This is a genomic window from Methanobrevibacter sp., from assembly GCF_045539575.1.
GTDB lineage: Archaea > Methanobacteriota > Methanobacteria > Methanobacteriales > Methanobacteriaceae > Methanocatella.
This window is the reverse complement of sequence record NZ_JAZQFM010000080.1, coordinates 1-4,682: the sequence shown is the minus strand read 5'-3', so window position 1 is coordinate 4,682 and position 4,682 is coordinate 1. Positions and strand designations below refer to the sequence as shown.

General features: G+C 34.8%; 4 protein-coding genes. All 4 read left to right on the top strand.

All coding sequences use genetic code 11. The annotated features are described in order from the left end of the window. The coding region (locus tag ACKI30_RS10310) for an Ig-like domain repeat protein (protein ID WP_407412195.1) at nucleotides 1–1,545 on the top strand (1,545 nt) is incomplete at its 5' end. A gap of 72 nt (nucleotides 1,546–1,617) precedes the next feature. After that, nucleotides 1,618–2,541 (top strand): thiamine-phosphate kinase, encoded by a 924-nt coding sequence (thiL, locus tag ACKI30_RS10305; RefSeq protein ID WP_407412193.1) that lies wholly within the window; start codon nucleotides 1,618–1,620, stop codon nucleotides 2,539–2,541. Continuing rightward, on the top strand, nucleotides 2,528–3,400 hold the full coding sequence (amrS, locus tag ACKI30_RS10300; protein WP_407412191.1) for an AmmeMemoRadiSam system radical SAM enzyme: 873 nt from the start codon (nucleotides 2,528–2,530) through the stop codon (nucleotides 3,398–3,400). The genes thiL and amrS overlap by 14 nt, the downstream gene beginning before the upstream one ends. 345 nt (nucleotides 3,401–3,745) lie before the next feature. Next, nucleotides 3,746–4,682 (top strand): PLDc N-terminal domain-containing protein (locus tag ACKI30_RS10295; RefSeq protein ID WP_407412189.1); only part of this gene is annotated, 937 nt, incomplete at its 3' end.

The window sequence follows — 4,682 nt, the reverse complement described above, 5'->3', positions numbered from 1 at the left end:
GAATCAGTTTACCTTGCTGTTAATAACGGTGAAGCAAGCTATAATCTCATATTGCCTGCTGGAAATTACACCGTAGATGTAACTTACTTAGGTGATGACAAGTTCAACTCAAACAGAACATCCAAGGCATTTACCGTAACTGATCACATTAAACAGAACACAACAATTGCTTCAGATGTTGTTGTTGATGATAATAACGTTATGATTACAGTTACTGTTAATGAAGATGCTACCGGATTTGTCAAGTTCACTACAAGCGGCACTGACGTATTTGCTGAAGTTAAAGACGGTAAAGCTGTTGTAAATACTGTTCTTCCAGCAGGAAATTACACAATTGTTGCTACATATCTTGGTGATGATGAATTTAATGAAAATGAAACTGTAATTTCATTTACCGTAGCTGATCCTGAAAGCACTGTTGTAAACATTACCATTCCAGATGACCTCAAGCCTGGAGATAATGCAACTGTTAAAGTTAAAATCCCTAACGCTACAGGAAACGTTACTGTTATTGTTGACGGAAAAGAAACTGTTGTTGAACTGGTTAATGGAAGCGCTGAAGTTCCTATCGCCGGAGTTACTGAAGGTGACCATAATGTTGTTGTAATTTACTCAGGCGATGATAAACACGCTCCAGCTTACAAAGTATCCAATTTCACCGTACGTAATTACATTGCAACCAAGTTTGTAAACATTACAATTATGGAGAACTTGAATATTAATGCTTCATTAGTCGATGCTAACGGCAACCCTATTGCTAACGCAGTTATCAGTTATGCAGTTGGTGGTACAACAGGCACTACTACAACCGATGCTAACGGTTTATTCAATGTTGCAGGTATACTCGGTGAAGTAATTGAATTCAATTACGCAGGAAATGACAAATATCTTCCTACAAACACTTCCATTAAATTTGAAAGGACTATCCCTCCATTGATACCTACTCAATTTAATGTGACAGATGGATTCAGATTGCAAGTTTATGCTGTTGATTATAGAGCTGGTGAAAGAGGAGCATACTTTGACGTACTGTTAACTGATATTAATGGTTATCGTCTTGTAAACCAAACTGTGTTATTTGCTATCAACGGTTTTGTCCACATCAAGACTACTGATGCTAACGGTGTGGCACATCTTCAAATCAACCTACTGACTGCAAACTACTACACCTGTGCTCCGTGTTACCTTGGAAACGAAACATACAACGCAACATTCGCTTCTGCAATGATTGATGTAATCAAAAAACCGACTTCAATTTCTGCAGCTGCTAAATCATACAAAGCGACTGCAAAAACCAAGAAATACACAGTTACTTTAAAAACCATTAAAGGATCCTCCTCTAACGGTAAAATTTACCTCAAAAAGGGTAAACTTGTAAAACTCACTGTGAACGGTAAAACATACTCCGGCAGAACTAATGCTAAAGGACAAGTTACTTTCTCACTCAAATTGACCAAGAAAGGTACATTCCAAGCAGTCATTAAGTATGGCGGAGACAAGACATACGAAGCGTCAACCAAAAAAGTAAAAATAACAATTAAATAGTGAGATAACCTCTCACTCTTTTTTTCTTTTTTTTCTAAAAATATATTTATTTTAAAATTCATATTAATATTCATGACCTTAAAAGTCTCGGATATTGGTGAAAAGGAATTGGTAAGATATATTATTGCTAATTCAAAGGATATAACTCCTGACGATACTGCCATTACTGAATTAACTGATTCTAATTTGATTTCAACCTGTGACATGCTGATTCAATCAAGACATTTTCCAAAAAACATGTCCTATTTTGACATGGGCTTCAAGTCAGTCACTGTCAACGTCAGTGATCTTGCGGCCATGGGGGCTGAACCTTTAGGATTTTTATTGTCCATTGCAATACCTAAGGATTTGGATGTAGATTCGTTTAAGCAAATCATTGAAGGCGTTTTAAGTGCATGTGACTACTATTCAATCCCTCTGATTGGAGGCGACACCAATGAGGCATATGAGATAATAATTTCCGGAACCGCTTTGGGACTTGCTGAGAGTCCCTTGATGAAGGACACTTATGAAATCGGTGACTTGATAGCTGTAACGGGCGACATTGGCCTTGCGGCATTGGGCTTTGAACTGGAGACCTTTGATAATGTTTATACCAAACATTCATTAAAGCCTGAAGCCAGAATAAAGGAAGGTTTGATTTTAAAGGATTTTGCAACATCAGCCACAGACATTACCGACGGCCTTGCAAGTGAACTGTATGAAATCAAAAGGGACGGCTTCGGATTCATGATTTATGAGGAGTTTCTGGGAATAACCGATGAGTACAAGGAGATTTCAGAAAAACTCAATCTTGATTATCTGGACCTGATACTTCATGTTGGGGAGGATTTTGAACTGCTTTTCACCATTTCAAAGGACAATCTTGAAAAATTGCCTATTGATGTTAAGGTAATCGGTGAAGTAACTGATTCAGATGTTGTTGAACTTACACTTGAAAACGGATTTGTTGAAGAGATAAAAAACAGAGGCTATGAGCATTATGTTAGTGAGTAGGGATTTATACAAAAAAAGCTCCAAGACACAGAAAATCAGATGTGAGATTTGTGCAAACTACTGCAAGATAGCCGACGGCAGTGTCGGAGTTTGCAGACAGCATAAAAATATTAACGGCGAGCTGTTTGATGATTCATATGGAATTGTTTCTTCTCTAAGCCCTGACCCTGTTGAAAAAAAGCCTTTGAATCATTTTCTGCCGGGCACATTAACGTATTCCATTGGCGGTTTTGGGTGTAACATGACATGTTTGCACTGTCAGAACTATATGATATCCCAGGAATATGATAAAAATGAAAGAGGTATTGAAATAACACCAGAAGCGATTGTGGAAAATGCACTTAATTACAATTGCAAGTCAATTGCTTGGACCTATAATGAACCTACGATACACTTGCCATTCACCAAGAAAACTTCCCTTCTGGCGAGGCGTGAAAATCTTAAGGTAATCTATGTAAGCAACGGATACTATTCCGACAAGTCCATAGAAGAGGTATTGACTTTTGTTGATGCATTCAACATAGACTTGAAATCCATGTCCGGGGATTTTTACAAAAAAGTTTGCGGTGCCGACCTCGATATCGTTTTGGACAATATCCGAAGGATTTATCTTGAGGGAAAACATCTTGAAATTACAAACCTGATTATCAATGACAAAAACGATTCTATTGATGAGATTAGTGAATTATGTGATTTTGTTTTAACTGAACTCGGCCCGGAAGTTCCGCTTCACTTTTCAAGGGCATTTCCTTATTATAAAATGAATGACATTTCACCAACAAGACCTGAAATTCTGTTTAAGGCACGTGAAATTGCTATAGAAAAAGGAATTGAAAATGTTCATTTGGGCAATATTTAGGTGATGGTTAGGTAGAGAGTTCCACCTTGATAATATTGTTTATTTTTATTATTTTTTTAAATAAAGTGTTACTTTTAATTTTTTTTTAAAAAATATATAAGTTAAAAAAATAAGTTATTATCATTTGGTAGTATGTTGATTTCCATGTTTTTTTTTAATCTATATTACTTTGCTAATTAATAGCTTTTATTGCTCTTTTTACGTTTATATATTGTTTTGATATAGTAAAATTTCCCTTGCTTTGTAAAATTGTTTTTATTTTAAACAAAAGCTATATTATTTTGAATGTAATTATATTAAAAATAAGTTATGTATATAAATTAATAAGTTAGAAGGGCATAAATTGTGGAGTTACAAAAATTAAACCAAAAGTTTGAAGAACAAAAGCATACAATGAATCATTATGTTAAGCGAATTTTATTTTCAGGAGTTTGGCTGACAGCATTGATGATTCTGATAGAATTTTTGTTGCTGATAGCTATGTTTCAGGCATTTAGTGAATATAGCAGTTTTATTTTTGAGATTATGATCATTGTAGGTGTGATTGTAATGATTTACATTATCAATGAAAAGTCTAATCCAGCATATAAAATTGCATGGATCATACCTATTATGTTGTTTCCATTAATCGGAAGTATGCTATATCTGTTTGTAAAGTTCAATTTTGGAAATATAGCAGCTAAAGGAATTGCACAAAAAAATATAAAAAATACGGAAAAATATTCAAAAACTTCTCCGGATATTCGAAAAGAAATAGAAGCAGAAGATAGTAAATTTTTAAAAGTTGCTACATATATTGAAAATGCGGGAGGCTATCCCACATGGAAAAATACATCTATGGAATATTATCCGTTGGGAGACAACCTGTATGAACCAATTCTTGAAATACTGGAAGAGGCCAAAGAATATATATTTTTGGAGTTTTTCATGATTGAAGAGGGTAAGTTCTGGGATTCCATTTTAGAGATTTTGGAGAGAAAGGCAAAAGCCGGCCTAGATGTAAGACTAATTTATGATGATTATGGTTGTGTAGCATTACTTCCCAGAAAATACCATGTGTTATTGAATAAAAAGGGGATAAAGACTAAGAAATATGCAGCACTTACCCCTTTTTTATCTACTCATCTGAATAATCGAGATCATAGAAAAATGATAATTGTAGATGGTAAAGTAGCTATGAGTGGAGGTATTAACCTTTGTGATGAATATATTAATGTCTATGAAAAATATGGACATTGGAAAGATAATGGATTTATCATCAAGGGAAATGCGGTATATAATT

Bases quoted from the DNA above. Each gene is read 5' to 3' on its own strand.
- thiL (WP_407412193.1), top strand. From the start codon at position 1,618: ATGACCTTAAAAGTCTCGGATATTGGTGAAAAGGAATTGGTAAGATAT.
- amrS (WP_407412191.1), top strand. From the start codon at position 2,528: ATGTTAGTGAGTAGGGATTTATACAAAAAAAGCTCCAAGACACAGAAA.